We start from the raw sequence: 16,786 nt of genomic DNA on the forward strand, positions 1-16,786 counted from the left end.
GCGAGGTCCGGAGCGGATCACGATCCAGATCCGGGAAGAGCGGGGTCACCCCTGGCGTCACCCCGGTGCGGCGTGCCCGTCACCAGGTGACCGCACAATCGCCGTATGCGGTCAAGAGGCTACTGAACGTGCTCGCATGGCAGCAGGGAGCCGCGACGGGGTGACCTGCTCGCCGAGGAAGACCCGGCGCACCACCCGCTCGGCGGCGTGCCCGTCGTCCCAGGCGCAGAAGCGCTCGCGGAACGCCCTGCGGCGCTCGCTCTGCTCGCCTGCGCGGCCGTCCCGCAGCAGCGACACCAGCTCGGGCAGGCTGCGGACGACCGGCCCCGGGGCGTGCGCGAGCACGTCGAGTTCGGCGCCGTGGGCCGCCCGGTACTGCGCCCAGTCGGGCGCGTAGAGCACGATCGGCCGGTCCAGCACCGCGAAGTCGAACATCGCCGACGAGTAGTCGGTGATCATGATGTCGGCGGCGAGGTAGAGGTCCTCCACCGCGGGATGGCTGGAAACGTCCCGCACCTGGTCGCTTGCACCGGACGCGGCCGCGACGTGCCGTCCGCGGACCAGGACCAGCCCGTGCGGGCCCAACGCCGCGGCCAGTGCGGGCGCGTCGAACGGCGGCAGCCGCCCCGGCTCCGGGCGGGACGTGGGCATGTACAGCACGACCGTCTCGTCGGCCGGGATGCCGAGCGCCGCCCGTGCCGCCGCGGACTCGGTCGCGCCGGCCCGGGCCAGCCGGTCGTTGCGGGGGTAGCCGGTCTCCAGCGCCTCGAAGGCGCACGGGTAGGCCCGGTCCCAGACCTCGGTGCTGTGCGCGTTCGCGCTGACGCTGAAGTCCCAGCGGTCGCAGCGGCGCAGCAGGGCCGCGAAGTTGTGCTTCTCGCCCGCCGGATGGTGCTGCCCGTCCAGGCCCATCGCCTTGACCGGGGTGCCGTGGTGCGTCTGCAGGTGCACCTGACCCGGCCGCTTGCGGACGAAGTCCGGGAAGTTCACGTTGTTGACCAGGTACTTCGCCCGGGCCAGCAGCCGGTAGTAGGCCCGCGAACCCTCGACCACGTGCGCCGTGCCGGCCGGGACGGCGCCGGTCGCGTCCCGGCCGACCACCCACACCCCGCGCATGTGCGGGGCGAGGCCGCGGGCCGCCTGCTCGACCGCGGCCGGGTTGCAGGACACCTCGCGGTACCAGTACGCCGCGTACCCGGCCAGATTCGGGTCGAGCGGCAGCCGCAGCTGCAGCCGGTAATAGGCGCGGGCGAGCAGGCCCAGGCCGCCGCGTCCCGGGCGGTCGCGTTGCCCGGTGAGCGCGTCACGCATCCGGCACTGGGCGCGCCGCACCGCCTGCAGTGCCGCGTAGGGGCGCCAGGCGCGCCGCGACACCAGGCGGTAGCGCAGCCCGTCCGCGCCGCGCGGTGGCGCGAACCCGCCCGTCGGCAGGTAGCGGGCGAACATGTCGGCGGTGCGCAGGAACGAGTGCTTGCGCAGGTTCGGCGGCAGCCGGTCCGCGTTGCCGACCGTCTGCATCAGGTGCCAGATCATGCGCGCGAACAGCACCGGCCGCACCGGGTCGGCCCGGCCGCCCTGCCGGTCGATCAGCTCCCAGGCCCGCTCCCAGTGGGTGAAGACCTCCAGATGCCGGGGGTTCACGGTGCGGGTGATCGCGCCCTGGCGGCGCTGGCGGTAGGCGTAGCAGACCTCCTCCAGCGTGTAGATCCGCTCCGCGCCGACCAGTAGCGGGTACGTCCAGGAGACGTCCTCGTACCAGCCGGGGGCGAAGCGCAGGTCGAGCTGGGCCAGCAGGTCCCGCCGGACGATCTTGTTCCACACGGTGTGGATGCTCTTGATCAGCCCTGGGCGGGCCCGCAGATCGGCGCCGTTGGGCCCGGCCGCGGCCGCGAGCGTCCGGCGCAGCCTGCTGCGTCGCGGCCGGCCGATCGGGTACGTGCGCTCGAAGTCCACGATCAGCACGTCGGGAGCCTGCTCACGCAGCGCCCGCGCGACCTTCTCCAGCGAGCCCGGGGTGAGCGTGTCGTCGGTGTCGACGAACCAGACGTACTCGCCGGTCGCCCGGGCCAGCCCGGCGTTGCGCGCCTCGCCCAGCCCGACGTTCTGCGCCAGGTGCAGCACCTTCACCCGGGGGTCCCGTGCCGCGTACTCGTCGAGGATCTCGCCGCAGTGGTCGGGCGACCGGTCGTCGACCGCGATCAGCTCCAGGTCGGCGAAGCCCTGATCCAGGATCGAATCGAGGCACTCGCGCAGGTAACCCTGCACCTTGTAGGCGGGCAGGACCAGGCTGAGCAGCGTCACGTCGGCATCGCCCCCCGTGCGGCAGGGCCGGCGCGGGCCCGTGTCCGGTATCGCGTCAACGCTAACAACGCGGGCCGCGCCCGGACGGGTGAACCCGGCTCCTCAGCACTCGATGACGTTGACGGCGAGGCCGCCGCGCGCGGTCTCCTTGTACTTGATCTTCATGTCGGCGCCGGTCTCCCGCATCGTCTTGATCACCTTGTCCAGGGAGACGAAGTGGTTGCCGTCGCCGCGCATCGCCATCCGGGCCGCGGTGATCGCCTTGACGCTGGCCACCGCGTTGCGCTCGATGCACGGGATCTGCACCAGGCCGCCCACCGGGTCGCAGGTGAGTCCCAGGTTGTGCTCCATCGCGATCTCCGCCGCGTTCTCCACCTGCTCCGGCGTGCCGCCGAGCACCTCGGCCAGCCCGGCCGCCGCCATCGAGCAGGCCGAGCCGACCTCGCCCTGGCAGCCGACCTCGGCCCCGGAGATGGACGCGTTCTCCTTGAACAGCACGCCGATCGCGGCGGCGGTGAGCAGGAAGCGGATGACGCCGTCCTCGTTCGCGCCCGGCACGAACCGGGCGTAGTAGTGCAGCACCGCGGGCACGATGCCGGCCGCGCCGTTGGTCGGGGCGGTGACCACCCGGCCGCCCGCGGCGTTCTCCTCGTTCACGGCGAGCGCGAACAGCGTGATCCAGTCCATGACCCGCAGCGGGTCGGTGGTGAAGTGCTCCTTCGACAGGGTGCGGTGCAGCTCGGCGGCGCGCCGGCGCACCTTCAGCCCACCGGGCAGGGTGCCCTCGACGGTGCAGCCGGTCTCCACGCAGTCCTGCATGACCTGCCAGATGCGCAGCAGCCCGGCCCGCACGTCGGCCTCAGAGCGCCAGGACAGCTCGTTGGCGAGAACGATGTCGCTGATGCGCAGGCCGGTGTCCTTGGCGAGCTGCAGCAGCTCGACGCCGGTCCGGAACGGGAAACGGACCGGCGTGTCGTCCGCCTTGATGCGGTCGGCCCCGGCCGCGTTCTCGTCCACCACGAAGCCGCCGCCGACCGAGTAGTAGGTGCGCTCGCGTACGCACGTCCCGGCCGCGTCGAACGCGGCGAACGTCATGCCGTTCGGGTGGTACGGCAACGAGCGGCGCCGGTGCAGGGTCAGCTCGAAGCTCGCGTCCTCGATGTCGAGCAGCCGGACCCGGCCCGCGGCCTTGATCTCACGGAACCGGGCGTCGGCGGTGGCGGTGTCGACCGTCTCCGGGTCGTCCCCGGCGAGGCCGAGCAGCACCGCCTTGTCGCTGCCGTGCCCGTGCCCGGTCGCGCCCAGCGAGCCGAAGAGTTCGGCGCGCACCATGGCGACGCCGCTGAGCAGCCCGTCCGCTTTCAGCCCGGTCGCGAACCGGTTCGCCGCGCGCATCGGCCCGACCGTGTGCGAGCTGGAGGGCCCGATCCCGATCTTGAAAAGGTCGAACACGCTGATCACGGGGTGTGCCTTCCGACGCTGGAACGGACGGTCAACAGTAGCTCTACTACCGGGCGGGGCGTCAGCCGAGTACTCTCTCGCTGGAATCGGTTCCGCGCCCCCCACCTCCCCCTCGGCACCCCACGTCCGGCGAAACGATCGGCGAGCATCTCCACCCGAGCGGGCGACCACGGAGCACGGTCCCGGTGACGTCGCCTCGGGGGAGTTCTGTGATGTCTTCTGTTTCGCGTCGTGCCGCCATCGGGCTGGCCGCGGGTGCCGCCGGGATGCTGGCCGCCTGTAGCGAAAGCCCCGCCAAGCCGGCCGGCGCCAGGGTGCCGCAGCAGCGCACCGGCGAATCCGTGAGCACGCCCGTGGCGCCGAAGCCCAGCCCGACCCCCACCGGGACGCCCCGCACCGGGGCGCCTCGCACCGCCAACCCGATCCCCGCTGAGAACAGCCGCCCCGTGGGCAAGCGCTGGCTCGCCGACGATCCCGGTTTCCGCAGCGCCGACGACGTGGGGCAGCAGATCGCGGCCTACGCCTCGGCGACCAGCGTCGGCCTCGGCGAGTCGATCGATTTCCACGTGCACGTGGGCACCCCCGAGCCGTACCGGATCGAGGTGTTCCGGCTGGGCCACTACGGCGGCGCCGGGGCCCGGCACCTGGTGAGCAGCCCGACCCTGAACGGCAGGCCGCAGCCGGAGGCGGAACGCGCGGTCAAGACGAACCTCATCAGCTGCGACTGGCCGGTGGCCTGGACCCTGAAGGTGCCGACCGGCTGGGTGTCCGGCATGTACGTGGCGGTGTTCACCACCGCCTCGAACCACCGCAGCCACGCCGTCTTCGTCGTCCGCGACGACAGCCGCAGCGGCAACCTCTGCGTCGTGCTGCCGTTCTCCACGTACCAGGCCTACAACTCCTGGCCGCGCGACGGCCGCCTCGGGCGCAGCCTCTACCACGGCTACCGCCTCGACGGCGTGCTCGGCACCGAGGAGCGGTCCCGCAAGGTCACCTTCGACCGGCCCTACAGCGGCTCAGGTCTGCCCTACCTCTACGACACCGACTACGACCTGATCCAGTGGGCCGAGCGCAGCGGCTACGACGTGACATACGCCACGAGCGTCGACCTGCACACCGGGCGGGTCGATCCGCTCCGGCACGCGGGGATGATCTTCCCCGGACACGACGAGTACTGGTCGGCGCAGATGCGGGCCGCCGTCGAGACCGGGGTGGCCGGCGGGACCAGCCTGGCCTTCCTGACCGCCAACAACGTCTACTGGAACATCCGCTACGAGCCCGGCGACGGACGGCCGGACCGGGTCGTCACGTGCTACAAGAGCTCGCAGGAGGATCCCACCTCGGGGGCACGCCTGTCGACCGTCACCTGGCGCTCGCTCAACGCGCAGGACGCGGAGCAGCGGCTGCTCGGTGTGCAGTACAACGGCGTCGTCGCGAAGGCCGCACCGCTGATCGTGCAGCAGGCCGCCCACTGGATGTGGGAGGGCACCGGGGTCCGGGACGGGACGGCGATCCGCAAGCTGGTGGCCGGCGAGGCGGACGGCCACGACGCCCGCTTCCCGGGCGCCGACGGTGTGCAGACCCTGCTGTCCGCTTCGCCGTACATGACCGTCAAGGGCAAGCCCGCGGTGCAGAACACCAGCGTGTACGAGGCGGCCTCGGGCGCCGTGGTGTTCTGCGCGGGCACCTTCAACTGGCCGCTCGCGCTCAACCGCCGGGGCTACCGCGACTCCCGGATCCAGCGCGCCACCGCGAACCTGGTGAACCGCATGCTGGGCCCGAAGGGCGCGCCCGGCGACCGGGCCTGACATCACGCCCCGTCGAAGATCACCGTCACCGTGGTGAACCCCAGCGAGCGCATCATGCTCTCCAGCATCTTGCGGGTGTTCTCCTCGGCCCGCTGCTGCAGCGTGCTCTTCTTCGCCGCGTTGGCCAGCTCCTGCTCCGCCTTCAGCAGGGTCTCCTGCTGGCGGTTGGGGTCGCCGTCGAAGAACTCGCCGACCCGGTTGATCAGGCCCCGCTCCTCGGCGAACACGTAGCTGCGGTCCAGGTCCAGCTTCGGTTCGGCGACCTGCGGCGGCGGCAGCGTGATCGTGACCGACTTGCGGTCCGGCGAGACGACGATCTTGTCGTCGGAGACGTTGCTGAAGTCGACGTACGCCTCGACGGTGCCCGCGGCCACGAACAGGGTGCGCTGGTTGAGCAGCCAGTCCGGGATGAACTTGCGGTCCTGCTTGAGGTCGACGATGACCTCGAAGTTGCCCTCGGCGGCGACGAAGCGGCTCAGGTCCTTGATCGACAGCAGCAGCGGCGGCTGGGTGTTGTCGGTCGTGCGCTCCGCGAACGGGTTGGTCCACTTCGGGAGCAGCCCGGCCGCGGTGAGGCCGAAGTAGCCCCCGGCCAGCAGACCGAGCACGACCACCAGGGTCAGCAGCGCGCGGCCGAATCCGGACCGGCGCGGCGGCGCGACCGGCTCGTGCTCCTCGTCGTCGGGTCGCTGCCGGGGCAGCGGTTCGGTCGGCCGGGACCGGCCGGGCTTGAACTCCGGCAGGTTCTGCGTCGGCTCGTCGGCGGCGCCCATGTGACGTCTCCTGTCTGACCGCTGGGGTGTACGGACACCACGGTATTACCCGACCACGACAACAAGCACCCTCTGCGGTCGGACGAATACGCGATAACCGCGGGCGCGGGTCAGGCGAACGCGGCGATGCCGGTGAGGCGCTGGCCGAGCACCAGCTGGTGGATCTCCGAGGTGCCCTCGTAGGTCAGCACGCTCTCCAGGTTGTTGGCGTGGCGGAGCACCGGGTACTCCCCGGACACACCGTTGGCGCCCAGGATGGTGCGACACTGCCGGGCGATCGCGATGGCCTCACGCACGTTGTTGAGCTTGCCCGCGCTGACCATCTCCGGGCGCAGCCCGCCCCGGTCGGCGGTCCGGCCCAGGTGCAGCGCCAGCAGGAAGCCCTTCTGCAGCTCCAGGGCCATGTCGGCGAGCTTGGCCTGGGTGAGCTGGAAGCCCGCGATCGGCTTGCCGAACTGGGTGCGGGTGCCCGCGTACTCCAGCGCGGTGTGCAGGCAGTCGCGGGCCGCGCCCATCGCCCCCCACACGATCCCGTAGCGGGCCTCGGTGAGGCAGCTCAGCGGAGCCTTCAGGCCGGCCGCGGCGGGCAGGATCGCGTCGGCGGGCAGGCGCACCTCGTCCAGCACGATCTCGCCGGTGGCGCTGGCGCGCAGCGAGAGCTTGCCGGTGATCTCCTTGGCGGTCACGCCGGGGGTGTCCATCGGCACCGCGAAGCCGCGCACGCCCTCGTCGGTGCGGGCCCAGATCACCGCCACGTCCGCCAGCGGCGCATTGGTGATCCACATCTTGCCGCCGTGCAGCACCCAGCCGTCGCCGTCACGGCGGGCCCGGGTGGACATGTTCGCCGGGTCGGAGCCGTGGTCGGGCTCGGTCAGCCCGAAACAGCCGATCAGCTCACCCTTGGCCATACCGGGCAGCCAACGCTGCTTCTGCTCCTCGGAGCCGTACTTCCAGATCGCGAACATGGCCAGCGAGCCCTGCACGCTCACCAGCGACCGCACGCCCGAGTCGGCCGCCTCCAGCTCCAGGCAGGCCAGCCCGTACGCGACCGCGGAGGACCCGGCGCAGCCGTAGCCCTCCAGGTGCATGCCGAGCAGGCCGAGCGCGCCGAAGTCGCGGGCCAGCTCGCGCACCGGGACGTGGCCGGTCTCGTACCAGCCGGCCACGTGCGGGCGCACCTTGTCGTCGACCAGGCGCCGCACCACGGCGCGGATCTGCAGCTCCTCGTCGGTGAGCAGCGAGTCCAGGTCGAGCAGATCGAGGGGGAGCACCGGAGTCGTCACCGGCTCACCTTAACGGCAATTCAGCTGAGCACCAGAACGCGAACATGGATCTGGTGGCGCTGCTGCAGCGCCGCACGCAGCGCCCGGTGCAGCCCGTCCTCCAGGTAGAGCTCGCCCTTCCACTGCACGACGTGCGGGAACAGGTCCCCGTAGAACGTCGAGTCCTCCGCCAGGACCCGGTCCAGTGCCATCTCCAGCTTGATCGTGATGAGCTGGTTCAGCGACACCGGCCGCGGCGGGATCTCGGCCCACTGCTTGAGGGTGTACCCGTGCTCCGGGTACGGCTGCCCGTCGCGCACCGCCTTGAAAATCACGCGCCCTGCCCTCCCCTCCAGAAACCGAGTGCGCTCAGCCTAACCGCCGTCGGCGACGTTGCGCGCACCCGCCGACGCCTGCGCCACATCTCCGGTCGATCCCCAGGTCCCGCGGTGCACCACCTCGTCGAGTGACCTGCGCCCCCGGGCGAGTGACGCCGAGCGGTGGTCGGCCGCCCGGTAGCCCACGCTCACCGCCCCGACCGGGCTGTACTCCGCCGGCACCGCGAACGCCTCCCGGAACGCGTCGAGCCGCTGCGGCGGGATGCCGAAGAAGCACCCGTCCAGGCCCTCGTCCACTGCGGTGAGCAGCATCAGCAGGGCGGCCATGCCGGTGTCGACGTGCCAGTACGGCACCGCCCAGCGGGCCTCGTCGCGGTCCGTCCAGCCCTTGTCCGCCTCGGCGTACCGGTCCAGGTACGCCGACTTGTTCGACAGCGGCACGATGATCAGCGGCGCGGTGCGCATGTTCACCAGCCAGCGGGTACGCGCGCCCGGCTGCGGCGACGCCGCGGCCCAGAAACGCTCGCGCTCCTCCGGCGTCTCCAGCACCAGGAACGCCCAGCCCTGGGCGAAGCCGGCCGAGGGGGCCCGGACGGCGTGGCTCAGCAACCGGTGCACGGCCTCCGCGGGCACCGGCCGGTCCGCGTCGTAGCGGCGCACCATCCGGCGCCGGCGGACGACGTCGGCGAACTCCACGCTCAGGCCCCGAGGTCGGCGCGGATCCCCCAGGTGCCCTGCCAGGTCTCGTCCGGGGCCAGCTCGATCAGGTCCCGGCCCGAGCGCATCGCGTCGGGCGGGCAGGTCATCGGCTCGATCGCGACCGCGCGGCGGTGCCGCTCGCCGGCCAGCGTGTGCGCGGTGAACAGCTGCCACCAGTGGAAGTTGCGGTCCGCCCAGACGTGCACCGCGCGCCCGTCCGCGGCGCTGATGGTGACCGTCGAGCCGCCCTCGTCGTCGCGCACCAGGTCACCGAACGCGGTGTCCAGCTCCAGCGCGCCGATGCGCCGGGGCTCGGTGAAGTCGAACTCGCCGCCGGCCACCTTGGCCGCGCCGATGGGCAGCATGCGGCCGTCGACCAGCAGCCGGGTGCGGGCGGGCACGGTCAGTGTCAGGTCGTCCACCGGCAGGCCGGGGATCCGCAGGTAGGGGTGGGTGCCGACGCCGAACGGCGCGGTGTCGGCCGAGCGGTTCGCGACGTGGTGGGTCACGGTCAGCCCGCTGTCGTCCAGCCGGTACTCCACCCGCAGCGCCAGCCGCCACGGGTAGCCGAGCTGCGGCTCCAGCACGCACTCCACCTCGAGCAGGCCGTCCTCCTGCCGCACCGGGTGCCAGGACAGCCAGCGGACCAGGCCGTGGATGGCGTTGTGCAGGGTCGGCTCGCTCAGCGGCAGCTGGAGCGCCTGACCGCCGTGGCGGTAGTGGCCGTCGCGGATCCGGTTCGGCCAGGGCATCAGCAGCTGGCCCGCGCCGGCCGGGCAGAGCTCCGCCTCGGCGTACCCGTCGAGGATCTCCGCCCCGCCCACCGTGTAGCTGCGCAGACCGCCGCCGACCTCGACGACGGTAGCGGTCTGGTCACCGTGGCTGAGCGTCCATTGGGTGCCGGACGGCCGAAAGTTGGTCACGATCCCGCACCCTACATTGCTTTCTAGGGCGCGAGGCGCTCCACGATCCACCTGTCCGCGCCGCCGCCGGTGTCCCTGCGGAAACGGAGCCGATCGTGCAGCCGGCTGCGCCTGCCCTGCCAGAACTCGACGGTCTCCGGCTCCACCCGCAGGCCGCCCCAGTGCTCGGGCAGCGGCACCTCGGCCTCGGCCGGGAACGACTGCTCCGCGGCGGCGTACGCGTCGTCCAGCGCCCGCCGGTCGGGCAGCACCGACGACTGCGCGCTCGCCCACGCGCCGAGCTGCGCCCCGCGCGGCCGGACCCGGAAGTACTCCTCGCTCACGTGCCGGTCCACCGGGCTGATCCGGCCGCAGACCACCACCTGGCGGCCCATCGCGAACCAGGGGAAGAGCAGGCTGGCGTACGGGTTGGCCAGCGCCTCCCGCCCCTTGCGCGAGCCGTAGTTGGTGAAGAACACGAACCCGCGCTCGTCGTAGCCCTTGAGCAGCACCGTGCGGCTGCTCGGCCGTCCCTCGGCGTCGGCCGTCGAGACGATCATCGCGTTCGGCTCGGGCAGCTGCGCGGCGACCGCCTCGGCGAACCACCGGCCGAACTGGGTCGGCCAGTCCGCGGCGAGGTGCTCCTCGACGAGGGGCTCCTCGCGCACGGCCGGGCGGGGCCCGGCGGCGGGCTCGTACTCGCGGCGCATGCGCGCCAGATCGTGCGGGGCGGCGGAGGGGCCGGTGGTCAAGATGTGCTCCAAGTCACGTAGTCATCCTGTCGCACTGCGTATCGGCAGCGGAAATCATGTCGTGCCAGCTCGCCGCCGGTGGAAATCCCGTTGACAAGTCCCCCGCCGGCCGAAGAAGACGCTTCCGGCGTGTGCGGGGCGGGTCGCCAAACGGTTACCCGCGGGGCAAGATGTTGCTCGAACTGAACCTAACCTCAGGTCGACGAACCGGGAGAACGACATGTCCGACTTCAAGCCGGGCCTGGAGGGCGTGATCGCCTTCGAGACCGAGATCGCCGAGCCCGACAAGGAAGGCGGTTCGCTGCGTTACCGGGGCGTCGACATCGAGGATCTGATCGGCCAGGTCTCCTTCGGCAACGTCTGGGCGCTGCTGGTGGACGGCAAGTTCGGGCCGGGCCTGCCGCCCGCCGAGCCGTTCCCGGTGCCCGTGCACTCCGGTGACATCCGCGTCGACGTGCAGTCCGCGGTCGCCATGCTCGCCCCGTACTGGGGCCTGGGCCAGCTGCTCGACATCTCCGACGAGCAGGCCCGCGAGGACCTCGCCCGGGTGTCGGTGACCGCGCTGTCGTTCGTGGCGCAGTCGGCCCGCGGCCTGGGCCTGCCGGCCGTGCCGCAGAAGGAGATCGACAAGGCGCAGACGATCGTCGAGCGCTTCATGAAGCGCTGGCGCGGCGAGCCCGACCCGCGGCACGTCAAGGCCGTCGACGCGTACTTCATCTCCGCCGCCGAGCACGGCATGAACGCCTCCACCTTCACCACCCGGGTCGTCGCCTCCACCGGCGCCGACGCCGCGGCCTGCATCTCCTCCGGCATCGGCGCGCTGTCCGGCCCGCTGCACGGCGGCGCGCCGTCGCGGGTGCTGCACATGATCGAGGGCGTCGAGCGCTCCGGCGACGCCGAGGGCTACGTCAAGGGCGTGCTCGACCGCGGCGAGCGCCTGATGGGCTTCGGCCACCGGGTCTACCGGGCCGAGGACCCGCGCGCCCGCGTGCTGCGCCGCACCGCCAAGGAGCTGGGCGCGGCCCGCTACGAGGTGGCCGAGGCGCTGGAGAAGGCGGCGCTGGCCGAGCTGCGCGCCCGCCGCCCCGACCGGGTGCTGGAGACCAACGTCGAGTTCTGGTCGGCGGTCGTGCTCGACTTCGCCGAGGTGCCCGCGCACATGTTCACCTCGATGTTCACCTGCGCCCGGGTGGCCGGCTGGTCCGCGCACATCCTGGAGCAGAAGAAGCTGGGCCGCCTGGTCCGCCCGTCGGCGACGTACGTCGGCCCCGGCACCCGCAAGGCCCAGGAAGTCGAAGGCTGGAGCGCCATCAGCCACCACTGAATGGTCTGAACACCGAAGGGCGTCCGCACAACGGGCGCCCTTCGTGCGTGAGGACCGTCACGGGGGAAACGATGGGACGGAGCCCTGGGGTGGGTCGTTGACGTGGGAGAATGCGGCATTGGCAGCGTCGCCGATGCTTTCTCGCACGATCTGACACGCCTGAAGGACTGATGTCATGGCCGAGACGCCGATCACCATCCCTGCCGAGCTCCTGCCTGTCGACGGCCGGTTCTGCTGCGGCCCGTCCAAGGTACGGCCCCAGGCGGTGGAGGCGCTCAGTTCGGTCGCCGGTTCCTTCCTCGGCACCTCGCACCGGCAGAAGACGGTGAAGAACCAGGTCGCCCGCTTCCGCCAGGGCCTGGCCGACTTCTTCGGCCTGCCCGAGGGCTACGAGGTGATCATCGGCAACGGTGGCACCACCGCCTTCTGGGAGGTCGCCGCGTTCTCCCTGATCAAGGACCGGGCGCAGTTCGCCACGTTCGGCGAGTTCGGCGCGAAGTTCGCCAAGGCCGTCAAGGACGCCCCGTTCCTGGGCGCGCCGACGGTGCACAAGGGCGAGCCGGGCAGCGCCGCGTTCCTGGTCGCCGAGGAGGGCGTGGACGCGTACGGCATCCCGCAGAACGAGACGTCGACCGGTGTCGCGGTGCCGGTGCAGCGGGTGGCCGGGGCCGACCCGGGCGCGCTGATCCTGCACGACGCCACCTCGGCGGCGGGCGGCCTGGACGTGGACCTGACCCAGAGCGACGTCTACTACTTCGCGCCGCAGAAGTGCTTCGCCTCGGACGGCGGCCTGTGGATCGCCATCCTCTCCCCGGCCGCCATCGCGCGCGCCGAGGAGATCAAGGCCGGCGGCCGGTACATCCCGGCGTTCCTGGACCTGGTCACCGCGATCGAGAACTCGCGGCTGGAGCAGACGCTGAACACCCCGGCGCTGGCCACCATCTTCCTGGCTGCCGAGCAGACGGACTGGATGAACGCGCAGGGCGGCCTGTCCTGGGCGGCGCAGCGCACCGCGGAGAGCGCCGAGATCCTGTACCGCTGGGCGGAGAAGTCGCCGGTGGCGACGCCGTTCGTGACCGACCCGGGGCTGCGCTCCAATGTGGTGGCCACGATCGACTTCAACGAGGGCATCGACGCGGCCGCGATCGCCAAGACGCTGCGCGCCAACGGCGTGGTCGACACCGAGCCCTACCGCAAGCTGGGCCGCAACCAGCTGCGCGTGGCGCTCTACCCGGCCATCGACCCGTCGGACGTGCAGGCGCTGACCGCGAGCATCGACTACGTGATCGAGCAGCTGTAGACCGTTTCACGCACCTGATGCGGCGGGGCCCGAAGGGCTCCGCCGCATTTTTGTCCGCGTACCGGTGAATGTCTGCGGCTTTTGCCCGGATAACCAGGTGCCTTGGATAGGCTCGCCCCTTCCGCCGGGTGTATCCAGCGGCACGGCTGGGCAACCGCCTTCAGAGCGAGCCCATCCGACCAGCGCAAGGGGTCCCACTGGTGTCGACGCAGACGGAGCCGATCGGAAAAAAGGCGGCAGACGCCTCAACCCGAGCGGGGGGTACCCGTGTTCTGAAGGTCATGAAGGCCATCCCGCTGGAGGCGCCGCCGCAGACCCTGCCGGCGCACGCCCCGACGGCCGGCCGGCCGGTGGTCTCGGTCGTGGACGCCCCGGCCGCGAGCCCCGACGGCGCGCCCGCCGCGCGGACCGCGCCGGCCCGGCTGCTGATCCTCGACGGGCTGCGGCTGGCCGCGGCGCTGCTGGTGGTCGCCCATCATCTGGTACGCGGGCCGTGGGGCGTCGACCCCGGCTCGCTGTTCGGCCCGCTGGCCGCCGTCGCCTCCTTCGGCTGGCTCGGCGTCAACCTGTTCTTCCTGATCAGCGGCTTCGTGATCTGCCTGAGCAGCTGGGGCCGCGGCCTCGGCGAGTTCGCGGTCTCCCGCGTCGTCCGGCTGTTCCCCGCGTACTGGGTCGGCGTCGTGCTGACCACGGCCGTGCTCGCCGCCTGGCCGGCGCTGCGCGGGCCGCTGCCCGCGCCCGAGTCGCTGGTCAACCTGACCATGCTGCAGAGCGGGCTGGGCGTCACCGATCAGGACTGGTCGTACTGGTCACTCGGCGCGGAGCTGCGCTTCTACCTGCTCTTCGCGATCGTGGTCTGGCTGGGCGTGACCTACCGCCGGGTCGTCTACTTCTGCGGCGTGTGGACACTGGTCGCGGTCTTCTCCACCACCTGGAACCAGGGCTGGATCAACAACATGATCGTGCCGCAGTTCGCGCCGTACTTCGTCGCGGGCGTGGCGCTGTTCCTGATCCACCGGTTCGGCTCGAACCTGCTGCTGTGGGGGCTGGTCGGCGTCAACTGGCTGATCGCGCTGTACCGGCTGCAGGGCTATCCGCCGCTGGAGCACTTCCACCTCAGCTGGTGGAGCGTGGCCGCCCTGGTCACCGGCTGCTTCGCGCTGCTGGCGGCGGTCGCGCTCGGCGCGTTCCACCGCGTCGGCTGGCGCTGGCTGACCGTCGCGGGCGCGCTGACCTACCCGCTCTACCTGATCCATCAGGCCATCGGGCAGACGCTGATCGTGGCGCTGCGCGACCGGGCGCCGCACTGGCTGCTGCTGGCCGGGATCGTGGCGCTGATGCTCGGCGTGTCGTGGCTGATCCACCGCTGGGTCGAGCGCCCGCTCGGCGCGCGGCTCAAGCGCGGTCTGGCCACGTCGCTGGCCGCCGTACGCAGGGGCTGAACGCGGCCCACCGGCCACGGTGGACCCCCGAACATGTCCGCACGCGAATGTGAGCGTGTCGTCAGACTCGGCGTGGCGGGTGCGCGGGTGTGCCTTCAACGCGTACGGTGTTCTCTTGGGAACGTCATACCGTGGCCGGGAACTCCCCCCGGCAGCCACGGCATGGACCGGCACAGGGGACGGAGGCTGACGATGCGACCCGTACGGTTCGTCGCTCTCTCCGAAGACGGCCAGGCACTCGTGCTCGCGGACGAGGTCGGTCGTCTGCTCGCGCTGCCCATCGACGACCGCGTCGCCTCGGCGACCCATCCCGACCGCGGCTCCGGCGCGCACACCATGACCATCACTGCGTCGCCCTTCGACGCGGCCACCGTGCTGTCCCCGCGGGACATCCAGTCGCGCATCCGCTCCGGCGAGAGCGCCGAGGACGTGGCCCGCATCGCGGGCGTGCCGGTCGACCGCGTGCTGCGCTACGCCGGCCCGGTGCTGCAGGAGCGGGCCATGCTCGCCCAGCACGCGCGGCGCACCCGGCTGAAGAGCTCCGACAAGGGCGCGACCCTCGCCGACGTCGTCGACGGCCGGCTGGCCCAGCACGGCATCGACACCGAGAAGATCTCCTGGGACGCGTACCGGCGCGACGACGGCACCTGGCGCGTCGTGGCCACCTGGCCCTCGGGCAAGGCCACCGCGCAGGCGATCTGGGAGCTCGACCGCAACCGGCAGTCGGTGTCCCCGCACGACGACATGGCGCAGTACCTGTGCGCCGAGCGTCCCACCCAGATCCTGGGCCAGGACCCGACCGCGGGCCAGACGCCGCCGCCCAGCCGCAGCGGCCACGGCCTGCCCACGCCGGCCGACACCACGCGCCGCCCCGGCCGCGACCCGATCCGGGCCGGCCGTGACGCGCTGGTCGCCGCGATGGACCGGCCCCTGGGCAGCGGCCCCGGCCGCGGGCTCGACGTGCCCTCGGACGCGCCGCGCCAGCGCCCGGCCAGCGCCGTGCTGGCCGGTGGCCGGGACAGCAGCGCCTTCGACGAGGACGCCGACGCACCCAAGGAGGTGCCGGCCGTGCCGTCGCTGGCCGTGCTGCGCCCGCGCCGGCAGCCCGCCGACACCACGGCCGCGGCCGGCCCCGGCGACAAGCCGCGCAAGCGCCTGCCGAGCTGGGACGACGTGCTCTTCGGCGGCGCCCCCGCAGCCCGAGAAAGCTGACGCGATTCCTTTCGCCCCGCCGGGCACCGTTCCGGCGGGGATAGGGTGGGTGCTCATGGAGTTCACCACTGTTGGCCGCACCGGCCTGACCGTCAGCAGGCTCTGCCTCGGGACCATGAACTTCGGTCCCCAGACGTCCGAACCGGACAGCCACGCCATCATGGACCGCGCCCTCGACCACGGCATCAACTTCTTCGACACCGCCGACGTGTACGGCTGGAAGATCGGCGAGGGCATCACCGAGCACATCATCGGCCGCTGGTTCGCGCAGGGCGGGGGCCGCCGGGACAAGGTCGTGCTGGCCACCAAGGTCTACGGCAAGATGGGCGAGTGGCCCAACGAGCAGGGGCTGTCCGCCCGGCACATCGTCAAGGCCGCGGACGCGTCGCTGCGCCGCCTGCAGACCGACTACATCGACCTGTACCAGATGCACCACGTCGACCGTAAGACGCCGTGGGAGGAGATCTGGCAGGCGATGGAGACCCTCGTCGCCCAGGGCAAGGTGCTGTATGTCGGCTCCTCGAACTTCGCCGGCTGGCACATCGCCGCGGCGCAGGAGGCCGCCCGCAGCCGCCACTTCCTCGGCCTGGTCGCCGAGCAGTGCATCTACAACCTGATGACGCGCCACGTCGAGCTGGAGGTGATCCCGGCCGCGCAGCAGTACGGCGTCGGCATCATCCCGTGGTCGCCGCTGCACGGCGGGCTGCTGAGCGGCGCGCTCCGCAAGATCAAGGACGGCACGGCGGGGCGGTCCGGCGAGGGCCGGTCGACCGACACCCTGGCCGAGCACCGCGGCACCATCGAGGCGTACGAGAAGCTCTGCGAGTCCCTCGACGCCGACCCCGCCGACGTCGCGCTGGCCTGGCTGCTGTCCCGCCCGGGCGTGACCGCCCCGATCATCGGCCCGCGCACCGCCGAGCAGCTCGACAAGACCCTCGGCGCACTCGCCGTCACCCTCGACGAGGACACGTTGACCCGCCTCGACGAGCTGTTCCCGCCGATCGGCAAGGGCGGCCCCGGCCCGGAGGCCTGGGCCTGGTGAACCCGGCCGCCCGCCGCCCACGCCGCGAGTGATCGCCCGACTTGCCAGGCAGCCGGGCGAATACGCGATCAAGATACGCACAGGTGCCAGGCAAAGTCAGACGATCACACCGGGCGGAGACGGCGGGCGGAGCCGCCGCGCGCCTGGGCGCTCGCACCCGGCACGGGGGC

General features: G+C 72.0%; 14 protein-coding genes. 6 read left to right on the top strand and 8 right to left on the bottom strand.

Going from position 1 to position 16,786, the window contains the following annotated elements; all coding sequences use genetic code 11:
- Positions 1–111: 111 nt before the first annotated feature.
- Both Cco03nite_RS28795 and Cco03nite_RS28800 read right to left on the bottom strand, forming a co-directional pair.
- Positions 112–2,301, bottom strand: coding sequence for a bifunctional glycosyltransferase/CDP-glycerol:glycerophosphate glycerophosphotransferase (locus Cco03nite_RS28795; protein WP_203695655.1), 2,190 nt, complete (start codon positions 2,299–2,301; stop codon positions 112–114).
- Between the two features lie 102 nt (positions 2,302–2,403).
- Positions 2,404–3,762, bottom strand: coding sequence for an L-serine ammonia-lyase (locus tag Cco03nite_RS28800; protein WP_203695657.1), 1,359 nt, complete (start codon positions 3,760–3,762; stop codon positions 2,404–2,406).
- A gap of 212 nt (positions 3,763–3,974) precedes the next feature.
- Here Cco03nite_RS28800 and Cco03nite_RS28805 point away from each other — a divergent pair, with 212 nt between their 5' ends.
- Positions 3,975–5,570: a N,N-dimethylformamidase beta subunit family domain-containing protein gene (locus tag Cco03nite_RS28805; protein WP_203695659.1), complete on the top strand. Its 1,596-nt coding sequence runs from the start codon at positions 3,975–3,977 to the stop codon at positions 5,568–5,570.
- Positions 5,571–5,572: 2 nt separating this feature from the next.
- On the opposite strand, the gene Cco03nite_RS28810 is transcribed toward Cco03nite_RS28805, so the two are convergent.
- From Cco03nite_RS28810 to pdxH, 6 genes are all read right to left on the bottom strand, one after another.
- Complete coding sequence (locus Cco03nite_RS28810) at positions 5,573–6,343, bottom strand: DUF4230 domain-containing protein (protein WP_203695660.1); 771 nt, start codon at positions 6,341–6,343, stop codon at positions 5,573–5,575.
- A 110-nt stretch (positions 6,344–6,453) separates the two neighbouring features.
- Entirely contained in the window at positions 6,454–7,614 is a 1,161-nt protein-coding gene (locus tag Cco03nite_RS28815) for an acyl-CoA dehydrogenase family protein (RefSeq protein ID WP_203695724.1), read from the bottom strand.
- Between the two features lie 32 nt (positions 7,615–7,646).
- A complete protein-coding gene (locus Cco03nite_RS28820) occupies positions 7,647–7,940 on the bottom strand; it encodes a type II toxin-antitoxin system VapB family antitoxin (RefSeq protein ID WP_203695662.1) in 294 nt (97 codons plus the stop codon).
- A 39-nt stretch (positions 7,941–7,979) separates the two neighbouring features.
- The gene (locus Cco03nite_RS28825; protein ID WP_203695664.1) at positions 7,980–8,639 is read right to left on the bottom strand and encodes a nitroreductase family protein; all 660 of its coding nucleotides are present in this window, start codon (positions 8,637–8,639) and stop codon (positions 7,980–7,982) included.
- A 2-nt stretch (positions 8,640–8,641) separates the two neighbouring features.
- A complete protein-coding gene (locus Cco03nite_RS28830; protein ID WP_239167743.1) occupies positions 8,642–9,565 on the bottom strand; it encodes an aldose 1-epimerase family protein in 924 nt (307 codons plus the stop codon).
- Positions 9,566–9,588: 23 nt separating this feature from the next.
- Positions 9,589–10,254 carry a pyridoxamine 5'-phosphate oxidase gene (gene pdxH / locus Cco03nite_RS28835; protein WP_203695728.1) on the bottom strand — a complete coding sequence of 222 codons (666 nt, stop codon included), beginning with the start codon at positions 10,252–10,254 and terminating at the stop codon, positions 9,589–9,591.
- 262 nt (positions 10,255–10,516) lie between these two features.
- Between pdxH and Cco03nite_RS28840 the strand changes: the two genes are divergently transcribed.
- From Cco03nite_RS28840 to Cco03nite_RS28860, 5 genes are all read left to right on the top strand, one after another.
- Positions 10,517–11,620: a citrate synthase 2 gene (locus Cco03nite_RS28840; RefSeq protein ID WP_203695666.1), complete on the top strand. Its 1,104-nt coding sequence runs from the start codon at positions 10,517–10,519 to the stop codon at positions 11,618–11,620.
- A gap of 175 nt (positions 11,621–11,795) precedes the next feature.
- Positions 11,796–12,920, top strand: coding sequence for a phosphoserine transaminase (serC, locus tag Cco03nite_RS28845; RefSeq protein WP_203695668.1), 1,125 nt, complete (start codon positions 11,796–11,798; stop codon positions 12,918–12,920).
- A gap of 281 nt (positions 12,921–13,201) precedes the next feature.
- Positions 13,202–14,362, top strand: coding sequence for an acyltransferase family protein (locus Cco03nite_RS28850; RefSeq protein WP_203695670.1), 1,161 nt, complete (start codon positions 13,202–13,204; stop codon positions 14,360–14,362).
- Positions 14,363–14,554: 192 nt separating this feature from the next.
- Positions 14,555–15,574: a septation protein SepH gene (gene sepH / locus Cco03nite_RS28855; protein ID WP_203695672.1), complete on the top strand. Its 1,020-nt coding sequence runs from the start codon at positions 14,555–14,557 to the stop codon at positions 15,572–15,574.
- 55 nt (positions 15,575–15,629) lie between these two features.
- A complete protein-coding gene (locus tag Cco03nite_RS28860; RefSeq protein ID WP_203695674.1) occupies positions 15,630–16,616 on the top strand; it encodes an aldo/keto reductase in 987 nt (328 codons plus the stop codon).
- The last annotated feature ends 170 nt before the right edge of the window (positions 16,617–16,786 follow it).

It is taken from the genome of Catellatospora coxensis (assembly GCF_016862635.1).
Classification (GTDB): domain Bacteria; phylum Actinomycetota; class Actinomycetes; order Mycobacteriales; family Micromonosporaceae; genus Catellatospora; species Catellatospora coxensis.